22 protein-coding genes are annotated in these 18,948 nt (G+C 52.4%); 15 read left to right on the top strand and 7 right to left on the bottom strand.

What is annotated here, in order from left to right:
- Nucleotides 1–363 precede the first annotated feature (363 nt).
- The 4 genes from IGW03_RS31195 to IGW03_RS31180 all read right to left on the bottom strand — a co-directional run bounded on the left by IGW03_RS31195 (nucleotide 364) and on the right by IGW03_RS31180 (nucleotide 2,514).
- On the bottom strand, nucleotides 364–801 hold the full coding sequence (locus IGW03_RS31195) for a hypothetical protein (protein ID WP_194726358.1): 438 nt from the start codon (nucleotides 799–801) through the stop codon (nucleotides 364–366).
- Nucleotides 755–1,165, bottom strand: coding sequence for a hypothetical protein (locus IGW03_RS31190; protein ID WP_194726357.1), 411 nt, complete (start codon nucleotides 1,163–1,165; stop codon nucleotides 755–757). Before IGW03_RS31190 ends, IGW03_RS31195 begins: the two co-directional genes overlap by 47 nt.
- Nucleotides 1,166–1,347: 182 nt before the next feature.
- Complete coding sequence (locus tag IGW03_RS31185; protein ID WP_194726356.1) at nucleotides 1,348–1,557, bottom strand: hypothetical protein; 210 nt, start codon at nucleotides 1,555–1,557, stop codon at nucleotides 1,348–1,350.
- A 588-nt stretch (nucleotides 1,558–2,145) separates the two neighbouring features.
- The gene (locus IGW03_RS31180; RefSeq protein WP_194726355.1) at nucleotides 2,146–2,514 is read right to left on the bottom strand and encodes an O-fucosyltransferase family protein; all 369 of its coding nucleotides are present in this window, start codon (nucleotides 2,512–2,514) and stop codon (nucleotides 2,146–2,148) included.
- Between the two features lie 875 nt (nucleotides 2,515–3,389).
- Between IGW03_RS31180 and IGW03_RS31175 the strand changes: the two genes are divergently transcribed.
- From IGW03_RS31175 to IGW03_RS31160, 4 genes are all read left to right on the top strand, one after another.
- On the top strand, nucleotides 3,390–3,956 hold the full coding sequence (locus tag IGW03_RS31175; RefSeq protein ID WP_194726354.1) for a hypothetical protein: 567 nt from the start codon (nucleotides 3,390–3,392) through the stop codon (nucleotides 3,954–3,956).
- A gap of 36 nt (nucleotides 3,957–3,992) precedes the next feature.
- The gene (locus IGW03_RS31170; RefSeq protein WP_194726353.1) at nucleotides 3,993–4,571 is read left to right on the top strand and encodes a hypothetical protein; all 579 of its coding nucleotides are present in this window, start codon (nucleotides 3,993–3,995) and stop codon (nucleotides 4,569–4,571) included.
- 308 nt (nucleotides 4,572–4,879) lie between these two features.
- Nucleotides 4,880–6,124, top strand: coding sequence for a DUF1173 family protein (locus IGW03_RS31165; RefSeq protein WP_194726352.1), 1,245 nt, complete (start codon nucleotides 4,880–4,882; stop codon nucleotides 6,122–6,124).
- A 438-nt stretch (nucleotides 6,125–6,562) separates the two neighbouring features.
- Complete coding sequence (locus tag IGW03_RS31160) at nucleotides 6,563–6,826, top strand: hypothetical protein (RefSeq protein WP_194726351.1); 264 nt, start codon at nucleotides 6,563–6,565, stop codon at nucleotides 6,824–6,826.
- Nucleotides 6,827–6,922: 96 nt separating this feature from the next.
- On the opposite strand, the gene IGW03_RS31155 is transcribed toward IGW03_RS31160, so the two are convergent.
- Together IGW03_RS31155 and rnc are read right to left on the bottom strand one after the other, a co-directional pair.
- Nucleotides 6,923–7,504 (bottom strand): YcbK family protein, encoded by a 582-nt coding sequence (locus tag IGW03_RS31155; protein WP_194726350.1) that lies wholly within the window; start codon nucleotides 7,502–7,504, stop codon nucleotides 6,923–6,925.
- A 10-nt stretch (nucleotides 7,505–7,514) separates the two neighbouring features.
- Nucleotides 7,515–8,180 (bottom strand): ribonuclease III, encoded by a 666-nt coding sequence (gene rnc, locus IGW03_RS31150; RefSeq protein WP_194726349.1) that lies wholly within the window; start codon nucleotides 8,178–8,180, stop codon nucleotides 7,515–7,517.
- A gap of 194 nt (nucleotides 8,181–8,374) precedes the next feature.
- Between rnc and IGW03_RS31145 the strand changes: the two genes are divergently transcribed.
- The 9 genes from IGW03_RS31145 to IGW03_RS31105 all read left to right on the top strand — a co-directional run bounded on the left by IGW03_RS31145 (nucleotide 8,375) and on the right by IGW03_RS31105 (nucleotide 16,010).
- On the top strand, nucleotides 8,375–9,130 hold the full coding sequence (locus IGW03_RS31145) for an EAL domain-containing protein (RefSeq protein ID WP_194726348.1): 756 nt from the start codon (nucleotides 8,375–8,377) through the stop codon (nucleotides 9,128–9,130).
- Nucleotides 9,131–9,447: 317 nt separating this feature from the next.
- On the top strand, nucleotides 9,448–10,473 hold the full coding sequence (locus tag IGW03_RS31140; RefSeq protein ID WP_194726347.1) for a tyrosine-type recombinase/integrase: 1,026 nt from the start codon (nucleotides 9,448–9,450) through the stop codon (nucleotides 10,471–10,473).
- A gap of 121 nt (nucleotides 10,474–10,594) precedes the next feature.
- Complete coding sequence (locus IGW03_RS31135) at nucleotides 10,595–11,368, top strand: class I SAM-dependent methyltransferase (RefSeq protein WP_194726346.1); 774 nt, start codon at nucleotides 10,595–10,597, stop codon at nucleotides 11,366–11,368.
- A gap of 9 nt (nucleotides 11,369–11,377) precedes the next feature.
- Complete coding sequence (locus IGW03_RS31130) at nucleotides 11,378–12,727, top strand: PfkB family carbohydrate kinase (protein ID WP_194726345.1); 1,350 nt, start codon at nucleotides 11,378–11,380, stop codon at nucleotides 12,725–12,727.
- 105 nt (nucleotides 12,728–12,832) lie between these two features.
- Nucleotides 12,833–13,537 carry a hypothetical protein gene (locus IGW03_RS31125; RefSeq protein ID WP_194726344.1) on the top strand — a complete coding sequence of 235 codons (705 nt, stop codon included), beginning with the start codon at nucleotides 12,833–12,835 and terminating at the stop codon, nucleotides 13,535–13,537.
- A gap of 64 nt (nucleotides 13,538–13,601) precedes the next feature.
- Nucleotides 13,602–14,420 carry a hypothetical protein gene (locus IGW03_RS31120; RefSeq protein ID WP_194726343.1) on the top strand — a complete coding sequence of 273 codons (819 nt, stop codon included), beginning with the start codon at nucleotides 13,602–13,604 and terminating at the stop codon, nucleotides 14,418–14,420.
- Nucleotides 14,393–14,725: a hypothetical protein gene (locus tag IGW03_RS31115; RefSeq protein WP_194726342.1), complete on the top strand. Its 333-nt coding sequence runs from the start codon at nucleotides 14,393–14,395 to the stop codon at nucleotides 14,723–14,725. The genes IGW03_RS31120 and IGW03_RS31115 overlap by 28 nt, the downstream gene beginning before the upstream one ends.
- 377 nt (nucleotides 14,726–15,102) lie before the next feature.
- Nucleotides 15,103–15,501 (top strand): DUF2384 domain-containing protein, encoded by a 399-nt coding sequence (locus IGW03_RS31110; protein WP_194726341.1) that lies wholly within the window; start codon nucleotides 15,103–15,105, stop codon nucleotides 15,499–15,501.
- Nucleotides 15,498–16,010: an RES family NAD+ phosphorylase gene (locus IGW03_RS31105; protein ID WP_194726340.1), complete on the top strand. Its 513-nt coding sequence runs from the start codon at nucleotides 15,498–15,500 to the stop codon at nucleotides 16,008–16,010. The genes IGW03_RS31110 and IGW03_RS31105 overlap by 4 nt, the downstream gene beginning before the upstream one ends.
- 249 nt (nucleotides 16,011–16,259) lie before the next feature.
- Here IGW03_RS31105 and IGW03_RS31100 read toward each other — a convergent pair whose 3' ends face one another.
- The gene (locus tag IGW03_RS31100; protein ID WP_194726339.1) at nucleotides 16,260–17,177 is read right to left on the bottom strand and encodes an SGNH/GDSL hydrolase family protein; all 918 of its coding nucleotides are present in this window, start codon (nucleotides 17,175–17,177) and stop codon (nucleotides 16,260–16,262) included.
- Between the two features lie 1,020 nt (nucleotides 17,178–18,197).
- On the opposite strand from IGW03_RS31100, the gene IGW03_RS31090 reads away from it, so the two are divergent.
- Both IGW03_RS31090 and IGW03_RS31085 read left to right on the top strand, forming a co-directional pair.
- A complete protein-coding gene (locus tag IGW03_RS31090) occupies nucleotides 18,198–18,542 on the top strand; it encodes a PilZ domain-containing protein (RefSeq protein ID WP_194726337.1) in 345 nt (114 codons plus the stop codon).
- Between the two features lie 6 nt (nucleotides 18,543–18,548).
- A complete protein-coding gene (locus tag IGW03_RS31085) occupies nucleotides 18,549–18,749 on the top strand; it encodes a hypothetical protein (RefSeq protein WP_194726336.1) in 201 nt (66 codons plus the stop codon).
- The last annotated feature ends 199 nt before the right edge of the window (nucleotides 18,750–18,948 follow it).

Genomic DNA, 18,948 nt, shown 5'->3' with positions numbered 1-18,948 from the left:
AACCTGCCGTTCTTCATCAGTCAGTGAGCGTAGTGGGTTTTTTCGAACGCGGCTCATAGTGGCCTCCTACAGCGATCTTAACGTTTGACCGCTTTATCCCGCTTTCGTTGCCAAATGACCCACTAGTAGGGAATTAGTGTGAAGAAAGTCTGCACATCTACCTACAAGAAATTGTATGCGCTTAACAAACGCCAGTGATGGTGTCTGCCGCGATGTATGGAAGTTACTGACCGCAGAGCGGCAATGCATATATTGCACGATAACAACTAGAAAAGCAACTGCCTGAGTTTGCCGTTTAGCGATGGTTGCAAAGGGCCTTTCCAATCCCTGGCGGGATCAGGAAGGTGTGTACCTTCGTGGAGACTATAGTGAAATGCCATAACGTGCCAATGCTCTGGGAACGTTAGCGCACTTCATTGCCACAATTGCTTGCGGATAGAGGCTAGGCGGCAGTTCACTGGTTTTGAGAATGGCGCTGTGATGATTGCTATTGAAGAATTCTGCCGTAGCTGGTAACGCCCTAAGCTGGCTGAAGTCGAAGCGGGTGTCGGCGTTTAAAGTGATTGAGCCTTCATCGGTCACCTTGACGAAAATATCGGCTCCGTCCCGGTTCTCTTTGTGTTGCTGTGTTTTCGTGGTGCCATAGGCCACCACTAGGTGTGGAATACCTTGCATTTCAGTCGCGGCCAAGAATAGGACGGGCCGAAACTTTGGACCTGGTGCGATCCGCTTAGGATCTTCAGGCCACCATGCTCTAAGAATTGCCCCCATGCGGAGGCTTGAGCATTGCATCATTTTCATCTGCGGCTCCTTGCTCCCTCGCCATTTGCTTGAACATGTCGTGCAATGAGGGTGAATTTGCTTCGTCTGATGCGCCAAGCTTCCGGCGCCTTTCGAGAAGGATGTTGAGTTGGTCCTGGGACAAATGAGGCGTGTCCAGATCCAGGTCGGGGATTTCCGTTTTCGCCCACTGAGTAAGGGCGCGCATAATGATCTGTTCCTCTGATACACCATAGCTTTTGGCAATCGCACTGAGGGTCTCCGCAGAGATTCCAAAGGCGGAGTTGATGTCTTCCAAGGTGATGGTGAAACTTTTCATGGCAGTCTCCGGAGGAGGTGTTGGCAAACTTGCCGCCACTTTAACCGCTCGTTGTTTGTCTTGCAATTGATTCTCCTGTCGTGAAGGGGGCCCTGGTAAGGCCGTTAGTGTTGAGAACCCGCCGTATAGCTAACGGAAGGCATACCGCAAGGCGGTGGTGGAAAACTAACCAATCACGAGATGATTGGGCAGTCTTGTGGTGGTTGGAGCAAGCGGCAGCTCCGTGTCCGGAGCTGCGCCCTGCCGCTTCATTGACGGACGAGTGTCTGGGGAGAGCGGTAGTTGACCATGCCTAACAAGCCGGCAGTGGCAACCTTCATCATCTCCTCAACGCGTCGTACCGCCACTGGATGTTTCAGCTTTTCGGAGCCCTGCATTCTCTGGAGCCACAACACCTCCATCGGGGGCACTCCCGCATCAATCATCCATTTGAAGCAATCATTAGTGTTCAAAGACATAAATTCCTCCATACGTGGCTGGGCAAGGCGGCCCACTCTGGGTAGGAGATACCCACAGTGGGCCGTCCTGCCCCTTACGGAGGACGGCCCTTGTTGCATTCGCAAGCTACCCTAGGATCAGTAGCTAGCTCAGGCTTGCATGTGGTGGAGCGGAACCACAGAGTGCCCCGCATGCCGCTTCGAAATCAAACAACTTTCATGACCAAATCTGCTATGGCATTCATGGCTTGTCCAATGACGCTTGCCGTTGTAGTGGAACTGACGTTCCTCCATCTGGTAAAACATTTCGCTCGCATGAGTACGGCATACTTCGCAAGGACCGTACTTCCCGGAGCCAGCATTCAACCGGCGGATGGCATACCGATAAAGTAGTGGTTCGGTTGGCACTAGCGATGCGGCTTGCGGTTGGCCTCGCATTGAGGCGACGTTCAAAGATTCAATTTCAGACATTGCTCTCCAAAGTTACCGCGGCGCGGTTGTGAAAATGGAGATTGCTCGCATGGAGCTTTCTGCTGCAGGCCGCAGGAGAAAGCAGGTGGAAGCGGTCCTCTTCCACAAAAGCGAGAGAGGACCGAGATATTGGGGGGTCTACAAACTGGCCACCGCCACCACAGGGCGAGAACACAGGAAAGTGAATGTATGTTCACCCTCGGCGTAAACCTTCAGATCGCTGTTGGTGTCCACTATCGAGTAGGTGTCTCTCAAGTGCTTCACCAACTCGTGGTACGTCCGTGGATCGTGCGCGACATAGAGAACGCGTTGTTCACCTTCGAAAACAAACAGATGCAGGACAACGTCGTTCGACCATATTCCAAAACCCGATGAGTCACGATTCGTATCCCACTGACGCCATCCATCACTGCTACGTAGATGAAAGATATAGTCATACGAAGTAATGAGGCGAGGCACACCCATGATTTCATCGGCGATGTTATTGCGTACTACGGTCTTCGACATAATGATTCCCTTTGAAAGGTAGGTAGGGTAGGTACGGCACTATGCTTAGTGAGAGCAGAAGTGCTATCAAGCGGCAAGCCTGAAAGAATGTTGGTGCTTCTTGATCTCGGCCGTAATGAATTGGTGCGTACACCAGGCGACCGCGCGCCCAGGATGCCTGCGTCCATTGAGGGCAATGGTCGTTCCAGGGCGATCGTTGTGAGAGAGTGTGATCTGTCCGATTCGCTGACCCATAAACCAGATTTGGTCTTTTCGGGTCCAACCTAGGGCCGAATACACGCGCCGGCCGAGGACTACCTTGGGCTTTGGGGAGGGCAGGTCAGAATTTATAGATTGAGCGTCACCAGGGGGGTGTGCCATCGAGGTCTCCTAAAAAATTCCGTGTAACGGAGCAGTAAAGGAGTTCGCCGTTTGACCGGCTTTCCGCTACAGCAAGTAGTGGAAAACCATGCGATATGCCTGTCAGCACATAACGCAATAGCAGAGATGAGGTTTAATACGCGGTTCCTATGGCAATCCGCGACACGTTATGCTGGGTGCCCGAGGGAGAACCGTCCCGCATGATAGAGGATCGAAATGATCCGGCAAGGACTTGGGTTGCCTTATAAGCGCTTCCTGATGAGGAGCGTAAATGTTCTGATTCCTGACCGCAGAGCGGCGACACAATATTAGCCGTAAAGGTTTGGCGACGCAACTCTGGCAAACATCCTCCGCTTGAGTATCTTCGGATCGTCAGGAAAATTGCGGGTATCACCTGGCAGGTGGCCAAACCACCTCCGTTCGGCTCGCCACCTACGAATCGTTCGCAAATTCACTCCGGTTTTCACGAGGTTCGCTGCATTGTCTGTTCAAAAATGCCAAGTAGGGATATTTATGTGACGAATACCATGGACAATGGCAGTCAAAATACATTTAAGACAGCAGGCGGCAAGATCTTGCGTTATCTGGACCGCGTTGAAGGGGTACGTGCTACCAGGGAAATGAGGCTTGAGGCACGGGTTACATCGTGGGAGGTTGACCGGATCTTGCGGCGAGACTTCAATCTTGTGTCACAAAAGCTGTATAGAGCGTGCAGCATCTGGTCTCCGCCGGAGCGCTCGGTTGTCCGCGAATTGATCACGGAATTCATCTTGCACGGCGAATATTTAGTGGGAAAATCAAGCATGTATGAGGTTACGCGTGAAATACCCGCGGAGTATGTGACACCAGTGAGAATCATTAGTGCGGAATCCAATCATATCTACCGGACCTTAGTCACGGCTGACGCCGCCATGATGCGATTGAAGTGCGCTGTGATCGATGGTCTAATCACAAGAGAGGAGCGTACTCACCACTTCAATGAAGCTATGGCTCCGTACTCCCAGCTCAAGCTGATTCTGACAGGCCAGAAAAAGTTGACGAAGACGGCGCGGCAACTTGGAGAAGAGCTAGGAATTACGTAGTAGTGATTGTCTATATCTACCTATTAGGGGAATGTTGTGATTGATCTGAACAAGTCCAGCAAGGGATTGGTCGTGAAGGGTGTGGACCGCGTATTGGCGGTTAAGGCTAGGCATGAGGAAGTGGTAACGAACAAGGTCTACACTTGGCAAATTTCGCAGACCTTACGCAAGGACGTCAATGTTGTAGTCGCGAAGATGTTTCACAAGCGACTGCGATTTGAAAATCAGCTGCGGATTCGAGCTTTACTCGTCGACCTGCAAGAGGAAGCACAGGCTCTCATTGGTATCAGTCAAAAACTAGAGATGCCAGCTAAGGCACTAAGTGATACGGTAAGTCATAAGGTCTTTTGCGAGGAAGACAAAATGATGATTGAGGCCTTGGTTGACGTCGATCGAGCATTGGCAAAAATGCTAAATAGCGAGATGGCTGAGGTGGCGGTGGATAACTGCGCCTTGTTCTTCGCAGCGTTTGGCCGCTTGAAAAATTTTGTATTTGACAATCATAAATTTACAAGAGACGCAGCAGCGCAATCTCAAGAAGCCAACGTTGAATCGCAAAACGGGCTGACGTTGGAAGGTCACTGTCCAGGGGCTGATAGCCAACATCATTGCTGACTTTGACGTGATGTGTTGCGAGAACGGAGACCGGGGTTGGAGCCGCCATACGCTCCGACCGTCGAGGAAATGATGGAAATCTGGTGCACACTTGCATCGCCGCACAACGAGTGAGCTCTTCGGCTCCAAAAAATGATCACCATACTGGGACCATGTGCGTTGACGTTTTTGCATGATTTGCCATCTATTTTAACGCGGCCAAGCTGCCGCGCTGTTTTCTGCTCTAAGTCTCTGATTTTATTCACTGCTTTGTCTTCAAAAACCCCTGCATACATGGAAGATATGTCATATAAGAGAAGTTTGTGCCGATGACAGTGCATGTTTTTCCGGTTCGGATCGCTGGCTCTACATTCTCTGCAGATGAACAAGTCGCGACCAATCCACTGTGGGTAAAGCAATTGGCCTTCGGTCACCGGAAGGAGGTTACCTATTGCCTATGTGACCGGGAAGAACTGATACCTCTTGTGATTCGCCACTATAGTACAGGGCGAGGTCTAGCCCATTATGGCCTTGCTAGATGGAAGGGAACGAACTGGGAGCATCATGCTGAATGTCGCTTTTTCTCGGAGCATTTCGAGGATGGCAGGTCTTCAAGGGTGAGCGCTGCCTTTCGGGAGCTAGAGAATGGTTGCGTTCGTGTCCATCTGTCAAGGCCACTTGGGCTCTCCGCAGATGCTAGCAGCGCCAGGTCGAGTACGGAGGTTGGTGCGGTGAAGCGCGCAAGGGCACAGACTAGAGGTAAAGCGTCCGATAGTGCTTTGTTCAATCGAGTATGGCGTGTCGCCAACCTCAACATGTACCGAGGCAAGGACTGCACTTGGTTCAATGGATCCTTACGATTCCTTCACGCAGCCAGCAAGTTTGTAGTGCGCAAATCTGGCGAGTCGTTGGCCGACTTTCTATTGGTCGGGGCGCCATCACATAGCCGCAATGCGCAAGCACATAACGGGGCGGTTCTTGAGCGTGGCGCCCGCCATCCGTCCCGCCTATATTTACTCGCACGGCTGAAAGCGCCCACACAGGCGCAGCTTGCGAAGGAAACATTTCTGCTTCCGCTTCAAGATTTTGCTGCGCTGCCCAAGGTGCTCATCAAAAAAGCACAGTTAGATCGTTTCTTGGATACGCGGGCGTTCGCAAGGGCCTCGCTCTCTAATCCCGACGCAAATGTCATATGCCTGTTCTGTATCGAGCCCGGCAGCAACGGATGGTGGCATTGTGTGGACGTCGCCGCGCTTGTGGCGAGCAACAGCCTCATTCCGGTGGAAAGTAGCTATGAGCTGGAAATGGAGCGTTACCTAATTCGACAATCACGTATCTTCGTGAAGCCCTTGCATGGCGAAGAGAATGAGACTACAGGGAAGCGCCGGCCTGACTTCCTCTTACTTGCTACCAAGCCCCGGACAGCCGTGGAGGTATGGGGTATGTCGACATCCGAATATCTGGACAGCAAGGCAGCGCGGATCAATTGGTATCACGAGACGCGCATTCCGCTAGTCTCATGGAACGCAGTGGCAAGCGAGCACCTCCCCGTGTTACCGCCCCCACGTCCCTAAAGCGGTCGTTATCCAGTACAACACCGCGATGGAGTATGCTGCGCTCCTTTCACTAGGCCGGGCGTGCTAGATCGCCTGAAGCGGATCGCTTTCGATCCCAGTAGTCGTTCCACCCAGAGAGCCAAGAACGGTCTGGTCTTCGCAACGTAGCGATTCCGTCATTCGCATCATGACGGTTTCCGTTGTTCGTCGATACGACTGGCCAGGATCAAACATGCCTACTCTGATGCGAATCTATGTGGTGCAGCGTCGCTCTATCAGCTTGCGGCTTGCGCATTTTTACCTTAGCCGCACTAATCAGACCAACCACTTAGGAGAACTCATGGACAAGTTCCAAATGAGAGGCTCAGTTCCTTCCTGCATAGCGATGGATATCATATTGTTGAGCGCTCTTCACCAACCTGCAGCCGCAGCTATAACTCGCCAGTTAAGGGGGCGATGATGACACTGATCTATGATTTGTTGATTCTTGCCGGCGTCCGGATCGCGGCGCCTCGACTTCTTGAGCTAGCAGGACGCATCGCCACGTTCATCGCGCCAGTCGTGCAAAGGTCGATAAAGTATCTCTGGCCCATAGTGGAAGCGATTGCCGTGCTTTTAGTGCAAGTCAAAGGGGGAGGAAGAAATCCGGACGCCTGGTCAATCCTGACGTCACGGGTGAAAAGTATGGACACAGGAAGGAGGGAACCCGCCATAGCGTAGGAAGAAATGCCACGCTGGTCCAGCTTTGTGGACCGGACCGCAGCGCATGGACGTCTGCGGGCCGGACCTTAATCTTTACCGGCCGAACGCATTGGTCTAACCGCGCCAGTACCTTACGCGACCGCGGTCAACGTGAGTAAAATTCTTGCCGGGATAGAATCCGACGCCGCCGCCAGCAAGGTATAGTCCGAACCGGGCAACAGACTCGGAGCTGACACCCTCAATACGCACATCTAACGCTTGCGCCCTCGTATGAAGGCTGCTTCGGGCGGCTCCTTCAATTCCCGCGTTGGTGGAAGGGTGCCGGTATCCTGAATTGACGATGATCGGTCTATTGATACCGAAGCTTTGCAACCAGCCGTATATGCCTCGCGCGATATCGAGGGTGATGATGTCGAATTGCACCGCTTGATTTATACGCACATCGCGGAGCAGCTGGCAGATGCGATAATAGCCCGGCAGCACGAGTTGACCATCGGCCCAATAGACTTCCCGTACCGACTCACCGGTGGCCGGTCGGGTAAGCCATAGTTCGCGCGGCTGCGACCAGAAGTCAGTTGCAATACCAAGGGATGGATAGGTAACGCTTGCCACCGCACCGGCGGCCGCAAGCAGAAAGCGGCGCCGAGATGGTGCCAGCAGGTCTTCCGAATCGGGAGCAATCTGGAGTAGTGACATGGCCGTTGCTTCAAAGACGATGCGACTGAACCAGCTTTACGGCCTTCTGCGCTGCCTCGAACTCGGCCGCTTTGCGGGTCCGCCCAAACCCGATCGTGTTTATGCGCAGCACCTCGACGGAGCACGCAACCTCAAATCGAAGTTCCTCGGCGCCGATCTCGTTGGTCCTTACGACCTCGTATTTCGGGAGAGGATGGCCGAATGCTTGGAGGAGTTCCTGCAATCTGGTCTTCGCATCTTTTACCAGCGTCGCCTCGCCGTTGCGAAGGACCGTGATGAGTTGCCGGCGAATGACGGCGCGAGCAATCTCGTAACCAGCTTCCTTGTAGATCGCAGCGAAAATGGCCTCTAAGGCGTCAGCAAAGGCGGTTGCTCTGGCAACGGAGCCCGGTGTGAGTTCGACGCATTTAAGGGATTGTGGCAGCGCTAATCTGCCCGCGATCCTGGCCAGGGTTTCCTCTCGCACAAGATTGGCCCGCAGGCGGGACATCTCGCCTTCGGGAAGTTTAGGAAACTTCTCAAAAATGAGGTCCGCCGCCACAAAGTTTAGGATGCTGTCGCCGAGGAATTCCAAGCGCTCGTTGTTAGCCGCGCCACAGCTCTTATGGGTCAGGGCAGTGGCAAGATTCCCCTTATCCTTGAAAACGTATCCAAGTTGCTGTTCAAGTTCGTCCACGATATTCAGGTGCTGTTATGAGATACCGAACCTTATCCCCGCAGCGACGCTTAGGCCGCGTGAAACCGCCCCGATTCGGCATGCGATTCGTGAGAATGTTTCGGTATTTCGATAGTGATTCGCACGTTCAAGGGGTATGGGCAAGCTGACAATTGAGGTGTTGCCCCAAACCCGTCAACCTGCCCAATATCGACATGCGCCGCGAACCTGCTCAATATCTCGTCATCGAAGATCACGCCCTCGCGGCAACGCCCTTGAAGTTCCTGCTCCAGCCGATCGTCAGGCTCGCTGATGGTCGGCCGTACGGTTACGAGCTGCTGTATCGCGGACCTCGGTTGGGCGCCTGGTCAGTTGTCGACGCCGCATTGCTTCGCTATCTCAGCGGGACGACATTGCAATTCCCACGCCTTTTCATCAACATGGCCAACGAGACACTGTTGGGCGATGTCCATGATGCTCTTGTCAATGCCAGCGGCAAACACCAGATTGTTGTGGAGTTGAGTGAAGCGAGGACCACCGCGGATGAGGGGGTGCTTCTCGCCGCAAAGATCAACGCGCTGGCGAAGGAGGGCGTGAAGCTGGCGCTTGACGATTTTGGTGCTGGCCAGGACGGACTTCAGCGGCTGTTTACCCTTGACGGTATCAGCGTCATCAAACTTGATGGCGAGCTGCTGCGTAGTGCGTTGGTAAGACGGGACGCAGCCGATACGCTTTACAGCCTCGTGCGCCACTGGAAAGAGCGGGGGATTCTGACGGTGGCCGAATGCATCGAGAATGAGGCTCTATTCGAGCTCGCCCATTCACTTGAAGTGGACTTCGCCCAAGGCTACTTCATTGATGACATTACAGCAAGTTCCTCTCACCAAAGGGTCACGATCCCATCCGGCAACCTCCATGCGGTTATCCCTCCCTCTGATCTGCAGGCAGCGCACGTTCACCCCCATCCCTAGAAGTCACCGCCAGCCGTAGGGCGGCATGTCACTGTTCCTTTACTACGATTGCATAGAGCTATTTTGTTATAAACGGGCTGGCGGCAGGCCATAGCAGCCTCTTACGCCCGAACGCCCCCGATAACTCGATCTCCGCCGCCCGCGCATACATAAGTTACCCAGGTTTTGGGGGCCATTAGGGTGTGTATGTGTAATAAGGGAGGTAGACGAGGTAGCCGCAGGTCGCGCCCAGTTTCGGTTGGTAGGAAAAGGCCAGAACGTTTATAACAATTGCTATAATGGCATTAGCAATTTCCGACAATCGTGAGGGAGGGGCAATGGCATTGACACAAGCACAAAAGCGCAAATGGCTGACGTCGCCAGTCCGAGCATTCGACGAATTGGTCGAGTCCGAAACCTTCCTCAATCTTGGGCGCCGACAGCCGGTCAGGGATTCTTGGGGCCGTGCCTACGGCCTTAGCACTACGACAATCCGACTCTATCGCTCGATGTTCCGGAAGTACGTCATGTGGCTCGATCTGTCGAAAAAGCGCCTTTTCGACATCGGTGCGACTGATCTCGAACTGTTCCTGGATTCGCCCCTCCATCTTGAAGGGCGCAGGCGCAAGAAGCTTACGAGCCTGATCAGGCAGCGCTACGTCCTTTTGCTCGAGCGCGTCTACAAGCATCTGCAGGCTCCCGGCAACCTCAATCCGGCAACCGTGTTCTTGACCAAGGGCGGCGAGAAGCGGCCGCAGCTTGGACGGGAGCATGATAAACAGGCCCTAACACAGAAGCAGGTTAAGGCGTTCATGGCTTCGCTACCCCAGGTTGGCGATACACCGGCACAGTGGAAACGGCAGCGTGACCGCGCCATGCTCGCCATCCTGGTTGGCGCCGGCCTGAAAGCATCGGAAGTCCTGACGCTAAAGGTGTCATCGGTGCAGACGGATCCGGACGAGGAGGGGAATCTGAAGATCTTCGTGCCGCGTAAGAAGGAGGGCATTCACAAGGAGCACTGGACTGTGCTTCGGGCATTCGCCGCGCCGGAGGTGCTCTCCTGGCTTGCCCGTCGACGAGCGATGAAGATCCCCAAAACGCTACTATTCCCTGCGTCGGTAGATGGCGCCCGCCCCATTACGAACATGACGTTATGGCGCAGCGTCAAGCAGACGCTGGCAGCGGCTGACATCCAGCTCAAGCATTCGGGCAGCCGAAGCCTCCGCAATACCTTCGCGATCCTCGAACTGGCGAAACGGACTGATCAGGAGACCGTGAGCCAGTATCTTGGTCACTTCGAGAAGAAAGCCATCCTTGGCTATGTACAGGCGAAGGTAAGGGTAACGGCTCCAGCCGGCAAGTAGCCGACATCCCGCGAACTTCAAATGCTCCCGAATTTCCGTGAGCATTTGCTTCTTTGCATGATTTTTCCTCTTTTACCTTACGGATATGCCAACCGTGGTGAATTGAAAAAGGGGAGAGAAGATGGTCGACGCAGCTCAGGCTTACAACGAGCACGCCGAAGAATGGTCGCTACGACTTGCCTCAGGCAACAATCACGCCCATTCTTTGCTGGAAAAGCCGGCCATGGCCAGCCTGCTGCCCGACTTATCAGGCAAGAAAATTCTCGCAATTGGCTGCGGATCGGGCGAGGAGCTGGCGCTGCTGCTCTATAAGAGGGCCCGACAAGCCGATATCGTCGGCATCGATGTCTCCGAGGGCTTGATCGCCACCGCGGGTAACAATTATCCGGAGGCGACATTCCATGTTTGCCCGATGGAGGACCTGTCGCGGTTTGCCGATCAATCCTTCGACACGGTTTATTCCTCCCTCACGATGCACTATGCGGAGCAGTGGCAACCGATCCTGACGGAGGTAAAGCGCGTCCTCAAGCCGGGAGGGAACTACCTGTTTAGCACTCATCATCCCATCAAATGGGGGTCGCTCGTGAGCCGTACGCCATCGGAAGATACCTTTACGATGGGCTATATTCGGCCCAAAGCCGGGGAGCCAACGGTTCACGGTGACTATCTTGGCACTAGACGCATCGATGACGTCTGGTTTGGCAACATGACGGTCTCTTACTACCACCGTCCCCTTGGCGCAATCATGGCGGACATTTTGGCGTCAGGGCTGCGTATCCGCGCCTTTGTCGAGCCGCCACCGGTACCGCAAGCGGTGAACATCGCTCCGGGCTTCCACACTATCCATAGCAAGATCCCCCTGTTCATGATTTTTGACCTGGTCAGCGACGAGTAGGAGCGGCCCATGAAATTTTTAGTAGCCGGATCGGCGCATCTGGACATTCTCGCCCGACCACACACCGAGTCGAGCCATAAGGACCGCATCGGGGAAGTTTCCATCGAAGTGGGCGGAACGGCATGCAATGTCGCTTTCTGCCTTCGCAAAATCGGTGCTGATGTCCGACTGCTTACCGCCTGGAGCGATGCATCGACCTCAAAACTGATGGCGGGCCATATCGTGGCCAGCGGCGTCGACCTGATCGCTGACGAAATCCCGGGGATGCCGCTGGCGGCCTTTGTCGCCCAGCTGACCGCTGATGGGGACCTCAGCTCGGCAGTTTCGGCGATGCCGGTCGAAAATCACCACTTTGACCGCAATCGTATCGAACAAGCGATGGACGGCGTCGACTGCGTCATCATCGAGGCAAATCTCCGTGCTAATACCATGCGCGAGATTGCGGTAGCAGCCAACAGGGCAGGGATACCGATCTACGCTCTAGCGGTCTCGGAAGACAAGGCCGACCGGATCCTGCCTTGCGCACGCTTGCTCGCCGGCGCCTTCTTGAACCAAGCCGAATGTGATCGCCTTATGCGTTCCTTGGCGGCTTCGACGCCAACAGAAGTCGCGTCTGCGCTCGATGCGCCTCTCTTTGTCACCTATGGCGTACGGGGTAGCAGCGTCTTCATGCCGCAAGGGGAAGTCGTACTCATTCCGCCGCCGGAGCTTCGGGAAATCGCAAATGTGCTCGGTGTTGGAGATGCGTTCTGTGCAGGAATGATCTCCGTGTTGGTTGAGAAAGGATCGTCATACCTGGTGGCCGCCGAATTTGCCCACGGCCTCGTATCCGAGATCGCAAAGCAGGGCTCTTGTAATCCATATTCAATGAATGCGCTAAACAATATGGTTGGCGATCTATGGGAAAAGGCCCGTATGGATAAGCTTACCGGGGTGTTCAGACGCGGCGCGTTCGAAATGGAATTTGATCGGATGAGCAAAGGATTGAACACCGTCATTCTGATCGATTGCGACAATTTCAAACGTGTCAATGACCAAATGGGACATGCTGCTGGCGACGATGTTTTGCGCAAGGTGGCCCGAGTCATCAGCGAAGGTATACGTTCGGTGGACGTCGCATGTCGCTGGGGTGGCGATGAATTTGCCATTCTGCTACCACGCACCGACAGTACAGACGCGAAAATCGTTGCCGAAAGACTGCGGAGTAGGGCGCTAATTGCAGATCTGCACGGCGTTACGCTGTCACTTGGTATTACAGCGGTAATACCTGGCGAATCACTCGGTACTGCTGTTGCCCGTGCCGACCAAGCCATGTATAGCGCTAAACAAAACGGTAAGAACTCGGTTTGCCATTCCTAGTGTACTTTGGCCTGAACATTGAAGGCCGCCAAAACGGTTCCAAGTCAACGGATTTCATAGTGACGTTTTGGTTTAACTTCCTAATTATCCGTGAAGAGGCATTTTATGATTGACGCTAAAGATTTTGACACAGCAAGCGTGTACGACTTTCTTTCTGAAAAGCATCAGAATCGAAAAGCAGCTGCACTCGAACGGCTAGCACCTTTACTAGGAACCGATCCGATTCAAGATGCCATGGTGCTATTTGATGCAGCTTACTTCATCTTGGCGCAAGTGTTTCCGGGCGATCCAGACCTAATGAAGAAAAACGGCTGCTCAGGGTTGGCATCGGAGTATTCGGACGAACACCGCAAGGACCGAGCCATGACGGAACGAGGGGTAATTCACCTCACGTATCTGCTGAACGCACTGGGGGCTATTGGAAGCGACTTCTGCGAGACAGGTGATCCGATGATACAAGACCTGCTGCAATACGAGAAAGTCCATGAGAAGCACACTAAGAGCTTACTTCATTCGCTATTACAGACGTTCGTTGCTGCATCCAAGGCCGGTATTTCACCTGCACTTATTGCTGACTTTGGCGTGCGTCACAGCATAGCGTTTGCTGAGAGACACAATGTTGCGCTGCCCAAGATTATCGAGCTTATAAATAGGACCATGGACTACGCATTGGGTCATAACGCAGTGGCGTTTAACGATGAGGAATATGAAGCCATCAGTACCCTGCAACGTAAGTCGGCTATGACCAGAAAACAAGCCTTACGCACCCTTGGAATGGGTGGATTACATAAAACCCCTGGAGTGCGGTGACTACCCCTGTTTTTCCTAAGAATGAGACATTCTTGATAGTGACGGCCGGTAAAGGTTGAGTCCTTTGACTATCAGCATTTTCGAGAGATTTGGTATGGCGAACACCTTAATGAAACTGGCAGCACTTCTCCCTCTGATCGTAGCTACATCGGCCATTGCGGCGATTTCACCTTCAGCAGGTAACATGGCCCAGCAGCCCTGTGAAGCTAGCCGCGTGACCTCCCTACGTGATCTGGGCCAGGTAGCTACTGGTCGCAATCTCGTGACCAAGGATCGGAAAACCAACGTGGGTAATGTGCTTAAACCCGGAGACCTTGTCTACTACGTCGCGTTGGCAGACGGAGTCAAATACTATACAACGCCAAAGCAAATTGAAATCATTGACAGTTCTCCAATGACCCCCGATGTGGCGCTTACGCCGGCGGCAAAGTACGAATCGCTCGGCATCTATAAGGACAAGAAGGGCCGCAGCTTTGACCTGGTTGCGGTAGGAGGCTTCATCGTCATGGTCGACGAAGCCGGAATGGTCTGCTCAACCAGGTTGGACGACCGATTAGTATCTGTGGCGATGCCGACCGTCTATCAGGAGCTTCCGATCAAGGCTGTGCTTGACGAAGCGGCGGTCGCCAATCCGCGCAGGATTTCGATTGCGGTAACAGTAAGAGAACTGGATGCAGCAACGGTTAGCTTGGATATGGCAGTACTTATCAATGGTAAGGCTCAACATCGGCGAACTAGTACCTTTGATCTCTTCAGCGGCCACGCGAAGATTGGAGACCTTGAACTGGCGATTTCACGCCCTGGATCTGGAGGAGTGAGAATCGACTCTATAGTTGAGCCCGCTAACCATGATCTTTGGATCAAACAGATCTTTCGGGATTAGAGTTGAAGAGGCGCTGGGGATTTGATACAGATCACTGGGGAAGTTGGAACACATTAGGCTTTATAGTTGAGGGGAAAGACATACAAGAGGCGAGGACTTGGTTGCACGACATATTCGTACCAAGAATACTTCCAGACTTGTTGAAGGTTTCTTATGCCGTGGCGATTGAATTTCAAAAACATGGCATAGACGCGGTAAGGAGGCTACTCAGATCCTATGGCTGCACTTTAGATCGCTCAGGTATGGACGATTCGACAAAAGAACTGGAAAAGATGCTGCGTTTCAAAACAGATTTAGGGCAGTAACATCTTTGATTTTTCTAAGCTGGGTCGTAGAACCTATGATGTGCGTGCAAGTCTTATCTATTGCCTTAGAAAGCATGATAAGCGAGCGCGGTGTGCTGAGAATTATACGGAAAGACGCTTTTAGAAAGCTAATTTCAATGTATAGTCCGGCGCATTGACTTTACATAAAGCTAACTATTTCAAATATTATTTGGAATAGTTAGCTGTTCACAAAATAATAGAATAAGGTTTATGTAAAATAGTACATAAATGAAGGTCTATGTTGTAAGTGAATACTTCAAATCCCTGCGCATAGCCTTGCATTCGCGGCAGCGCCCTTGAAATGCTGCGAAAATGGTGCAAATATAGTGCATAGTAAGTTTGCTTTTGGAGGCATTATGGCTACGCTTGAAGCACCGTTGTTTGAAAGAAACTTCGAAGGACTGATGGAATTCTTGCATGACGAGAAAGACGTGCCGACTGCCATCTCTCCGAAACGCTACGCTAATGTGATGAAGCTTGATCTCAATACCTTAGCCGATCAAGCTCACGTGCACCGAAATACGATCAACCGCGCACCAGCAACTGAAAACATCCAGCGCTATATGCGTGAAACCATCCGTGTGCTGCGTGCCGCTACGGATCTGTCGGGCAGCGTGGAACAAGCAATCTACTGGTTCAAAAATAACCCAATCCCAACTTTTCGGTACAAAACAGCACAAGAATTAGTATCGGAGGGAAAAACTGACGCCCTTCTGCGTTATATCGATTCGCTGCAAGGAGGCGCCGCAGGATGATCCTGGCCTCTCTTAGCACAGTTGCCTACCGTGCTCACACGCCAAGGTGGGCACATGCGCCAACCAGCGGTGCTGGTGCAGCTGCTTATGGAGGACGTGCAAACCGGATCGGTATCCCAGCTCTCTATTTGGCGCTGGATGAGCACACGGCACTTGCTGAGTATAAGCAGCAGTCGGAATTGATGCCCCCAGCGACACTTGTGTCATACTCGATTGAGATTAATCCTGTCGTTGACTTTAGAGGCGGTGTCGGCACAAGGTTCGACGCCATTTGGGAAGACTTCTTTTGCGACTGGCGAAATCTATGGTTCGATCAAGGCGTTGAACCACCAAGCTGGATCATTGGCGATCTCGTAATTGAAGCGAAAGCCAAAGGCATCCTTTTTAACTCGTCCCTCACTGGAAAACCAAACTTGGTTATCTACACTGAGACGCTTGAAGAAAATGACAGGGTCGCAGTGTATGATCCTCGAGGAGATCTTCCAACCAATGCTACTTCGTGGAGCTGACTCCAGCTTTCAAGCAAGCAATTAGCTACGACAGCGCGTGTATCAATTTGGTTGATAATATGAATCTATCAGTCGATACTTAAAATCGTCGAATTGTTTTTATGTTAAATAGGTTGTGATCTATCAGATTGCGTACTATAGAAATACCGCCGCCAGTTGGCAACAGCGACCGAAACGAACCCGCCGCGAATGGTGGGTGCAATTCTACAGATTGATACTCCTGGCATCTAAGCGGGTGATAAATCAAGACTAAGCAGGAAGGGAATGGGTTTTATCCATAGCCTTCAGCACCGGTGGCATTGGCATGCTTGGGACTGCTTCTCTAATATCGATTATTTCGGCTGCTATTCGAGCAGCGATCTTCTCATAGCCTTGGATATTCGGATGTATCTCGTTGAGCCAATCTCCGTCAGATCCAGTCGAATGATCTGCTGCCGGGGCCAACGACGCTCTTGTATCGACTACGTATATGCCTTCAGATTCGTCAGCGAGGGATAGCAATGTTTCGGCAAGTCTGTCAAAAACCAAGCGTGTAATGTCGTTGTAGAGTTGTTCCGGTGCATTGACTGCTACTAGCGCCGGAAGTAACCATGGACCGCGCATCGGATGGCCTAGCAGTTCTGCGGGAGCGTTCCTCGGAGTCGGATAGTCGTAGGTATGAAGAAAGATCGGCGTGTGCAGATTCGCTGCGGGCTCCTGCTTTCTATAATCAAAGATAGCCTTGAAGTTTGCCGATATATAGTGCATTAGTCTGTCCAATGCTTCTGCGTCGATGTACGCATTGGGGCTGGAGGGATCGCTATGCTCGGAACGCTTCAAGATAAGTGGCTTGTCGGCAGTAGGGTCATACAAAGCATCGATGAGGTCGTTTCCGCCACCACTAAGGAGAATCGCACTATATCTTTGCGATCGCATTTCGACGAAAAAAGCACCGTTGGTGAAGAAGTCCACGATCCGCCGAGTGGTATCTCCAGCATATGCGTAATTCACTACCAGCGACCGTTTCGGGAATCGAAGCTGCTCCAGGATATTCGAGGATGGCATGAGATTAAGTTCGCCCCAGGAGAACCACGAATCCCCTTCCGCCAGGATCGTAATGTCATAGTCAGCGTAGGAAATGTCGGAAGACCCGCCGCGCTGAATATTAACGACTTCTGCCTTTCGCATGATCTGGCTCCTCTTGTTAGGTTTCTGGCTCGCCGAATAGGAGGTGCTGGCTCTCAAGAGGAGCCGATGCGCCTCGTACTTAGTAGTTTCTTACCAACCCAACAGTGGAGTTATTGAGAAAGGTCAACCCTTAAGTGCCTCAGCGACGTGGCGGCTACCGAGGTTTTATCACCATTTACGCAGGTGAAATAGAGAAGGAAAGAAAAGAACCAGAAATCTGCCGCTACAGGCGGAGGTAGACCGCAAGTTATTAATTTATTGCAGTGATATGGGCGTCGTTCGCTGCAAACCCCAATGGATGCTTGATCGGGCTAACGTCGCAAATTGCAGAAGAAACGAGGAAACCCCTATGCAGCACACTTATGCTGGGGTCTTTGCTTTCGACTTATTAGGTACCAGAACTTGTACCGGATGCTTTGGAGACGGTTTGGTGAGATTGCGAAGAATCTGCGCTGTGCTGCGTGTTCTGGCAGCATCGGCAATCCCATAGCGATTCAGGGAATCGATCTCGCCCTTCGCGGGTTTCATTTGTGTCGCCATCATTTGCCTTCACTGTATAAAAAAACAGTACGGTCATTCTACCGTATCTGCCCTACTTTCAGGCACTTTCGGCCTGCCCCTTTTGCAGCCTCCTACGCGCAACGTCGTTTCCACCCTCCCCGACCTGCATTCTTATCCATACGGCCAAATGCTTAGTTTGCGATCAAGAGAACCAAAGCTTGATCAGAGCGCTATACCGATGATCTTTCTCTATCAAATGCGAGCAATGTTGAGAAATTACTCAAAACGGCACTTGAACTTGGTAAAAGCATTCCTATCTACTTTAGGTCTCCTCCCAACCTTTTGGTTTGGATTTTATGGCCCGCTTTGAGCGTTGCTCTTGCGGGCTTTTTTAATAGAATAACAACGACGATATTCCAAGGTGCGGGCTATTGAAACATTCGCTTCATGCCAGTTTGATGCGCCGCAATAAATGTTTCATATTTGAAACATAAATGCCATGTGGAATTACAATGGGGCATGCATTTATCTCCTGCAATTGAAGAGCGCGCGCAAGACCGTCGGCATTTTTCCTTCGACGCCAAGGTACTCCTGGATGACGTTGGCCCCTATTCCGTCATTACGGTCAATGTCTCTCGACACGGTCTAAGTCTACTCAGCCAACGCCCACTCGATATCGGCCGTAACTATGCCATCGCGATTGCTGTCCCAGACAGTCCCCGACGCATCAATGCCTGGGCTACAGTGGTCTATTGCGATAGCACTCCAGAAGGCTTTCAAGCTGGAGTCCGGTTCCTGGATATGGATGCTTATAGCAGCGCTTGCATCGACGATCTGATGACAAGCCATGAAGGTGCACGGTAAGCCATCATGAAGCTCAAGACCCGTACCGATCAACACGACCAGTTGTACACACCGAAAGACGGCCAGCGGTATATCGTCATTCTGCATGACGGCCGCAAGGTGGAAGGCCAATGGAGCGTAGCGGCTTCCCGTTTCTATCTAGACGAGACACAGTCGAACTTCGTCTTACGGCAGGAAGCCTTCGATTGGTGGCCAGCGAACGTTTAGTCTTTACTGACGGGCCGTTTGCGTACTGGAAGTTGATGCGATCTCGCCCTTGATTCACATCAATAGCGGTACTGGCAGTACCATTCTCTTGCTATGTACAATCGCACCCCATGCAGCCATCGGAGTGAGACCTCGATTTCAAAAGAACAGGCTGTATCCACCGGAGCTGGCGGGAGGAATCAATACCAGCACCATATTC

The organism is Noviherbaspirillum malthae, from assembly GCF_015352985.1.
GTDB lineage: Bacteria > Pseudomonadota > Gammaproteobacteria > Burkholderiales > Burkholderiaceae_D > Noviherbaspirillum > Noviherbaspirillum malthae.
Note: the sequence above shows the minus strand (reverse complement) of the source record. Positions and strands in the feature narration are given on the sequence as shown.